At 76.4% G+C, this 1,999-nt stretch carries 2 protein-coding genes; both read left to right on the top strand.

Annotated elements, in window-relative coordinates; genetic code table 11:
- Positions 1-288 precede the first annotated feature (288 nt).
- Positions 289-915: a deoxyribose-phosphate aldolase gene (gene deoC, locus ABEB16_RS18770; protein WP_345713733.1), complete on the top strand. Its 627-nt coding sequence runs from the start codon at positions 289-291 to the stop codon at positions 913-915.
- 107 nt (positions 916-1,022) lie between these two features.
- Positions 1,023-1,763 (top strand): HAD-IIA family hydrolase, encoded by a 741-nt coding sequence (locus ABEB16_RS18765; RefSeq protein ID WP_345713732.1) that lies wholly within the window; start codon positions 1,023-1,025, stop codon positions 1,761-1,763.
- The last annotated feature ends 236 nt before the right edge of the window (positions 1,764-1,999 follow it).

Here is a 1,999-nt window from a genome sequence, read left to right as displayed (position 1 = left end):
GTAGGCCCGCCGGGAGCGCCCGGCCCGCCGGCACCGCCGCACGGGAGGCGCGCGCGGTGCGGGCGGCACGGCCGGGCGCCGACGCAGCGGAGCCGGCGTGCTCCGAACGGCTGGGATCGCTCACCCACACCGGTCACGCTCCGCCACCACCGCTGCCCCTGCCGCCGCAGGCGGGACCGGACCCGGGACCGGGGCCGGGCACACCCGGGACCGCGTAGCCCCGCGGCGGCGGTCCCTGCGAGGATCGCCGCCGTGACCGCTGCCCCGACCCGCGCCGACGTCGCCCGCATGGTCGACCACACCCTGCTCAAGCCCGAGGCGGGCCCCGCCGACGTGGCGGCGCTGTGCGACGAGGCGCGCGCCCTCGGCGTGCTGGCGGTGTGCGTCTCCCCGTCGCTGCTGCCCGTGGACGGCACCGGCCTCGTCGTCGCCACCGTCTGCGGCTTCCCCTCCGGCAAGCACACCAGCGCCGTGAAGGCCGCCGAGGCCGCGGAGTCCGTGGCGCGCGGCGCGCAGGAGGTGGACGTGGTGATCGACGTGGCCGCCGCGCTGGCCGGGGACTTCGACGCGGTGCGCGCCGACGTGGCCGCCGTGCGCGCCGCCGTGCCCGCCCCCGGCGTCCTGAAGGTGATCGTGGAGTCCGCGGCGCTGACCGACGAGGCGCTGGTGGGGGCGTGCCTGGCCGCCGAGGCCGCCGGGGCCGACTTCGTGAAGACCTCCACCGGCTTCTCCGCCGCCGGCGGCGCCAGCACCCACGCCGTGGCCCTCATGCACGCCACCGTCGGCGGCCGGCTGGGGATCAAGGCCAGCGGCGGCATCCGCACCGCCGCGCAGGCCCGCGCGATGATCGAGGCCGGCGCCACCCGCCTCGGCCTGTCCGGCACCCGCGCCGTCCTGGACGGCTGGGACGCCTGAGCGCACCCGCAGCACCGCCGGCCCGCAGCAGCACCGACACCCGAGGAGGAACCGCCGTGTCCGAGCCCCTGGGCGACCAGCGCGAGATCGAGTGCTGGCTGACCGACATGGACGGCGTGCTCGTCCACGAGGAGCGCGCCCTGCCGGGGGCCGCGGAGTTCCTGTCCCGGCTCGTCGACACCGGCCGCCGCTTCCTCGTCCTCACCAACAACTCGATCTTCACGCCCCGCGACCTCGCCGCCCGGCTGGCCCGCAGCGGGCTGTCCGTGCCCGAGGAGTGCATCTGGACCTCGGCGATGGCCACCGCCGACTTCCTCGCCCGGCAGATGCCGCAGGGCTCCGCCTACGTCATCGGCGAGTCCGGTCTCACCACCGCCCTGCACGAGGCCGGTTTCGTCCTGACCGACACCTCCCCGGACTACGTGGTGCTCGGCGAGACCCGCACCTACTCCTTCGAGGCCATCACCCGGGCCATCCGGCTGCTGGAGCGCGGCGCCCGCTTCATCGCCACCAACCCCGACGTCACCGGGCCCTCCGCCGAGGGGTCGCTGCCCGCCACCGGCTCCGTGGCCGCGCTCATCACCCAGGCCACCGGTGCCAAGCCGTACTTCGTGGGCAAGCCCAACCCGATGATGTTCCGCTCCGCGATGAACCGGATCGAGGCGCACTCGGAGACCACCGCCATGGTCGGGGACCGGATGGACACCGACGTCGTCGCCGGCATCGAGGCCGGTCTGCGCACCTTCCTCGTGCTCACCGGTTCCACGCGGCGCGAGCAGGTGGAGCGCTTCCCGTTCCGGCCGCACCGCGTGGTGGACTCCGTCGCCGATCTGGTCGCGCTCGTCTGAGCGGCGCGGCGGGCCGCGGTGAGCGCTGCGTGACGGTGGCGGCGCGCAGGTCCCGCCGGACGGGCGAGGTCGTCCACCGGTAGCGGCCGGGAAGGTCAAGGAGCGCGCTCCGCGCGACGACACACCGTCCATGCCGGAGAGCGCGCCGTCGGTGGCGTCGGACGAGGTGCGGCCGCGCCGTCGTCCGCCGGCGTGCCCGGCCGCGGCAGCGCGCCACGTCCTCGCCGCCGTCGCCA

This window comes from Kineococcus glutinatus (assembly GCF_039542765.1).
In the GTDB taxonomy this organism is placed as follows: domain Bacteria; phylum Actinomycetota; class Actinomycetes; order Actinomycetales; family Kineococcaceae; genus Kineococcus_A; species Kineococcus_A glutinatus.
Note: the sequence above shows the minus strand (reverse complement) of the source record. Positions and strands in the feature narration are given on the sequence as shown.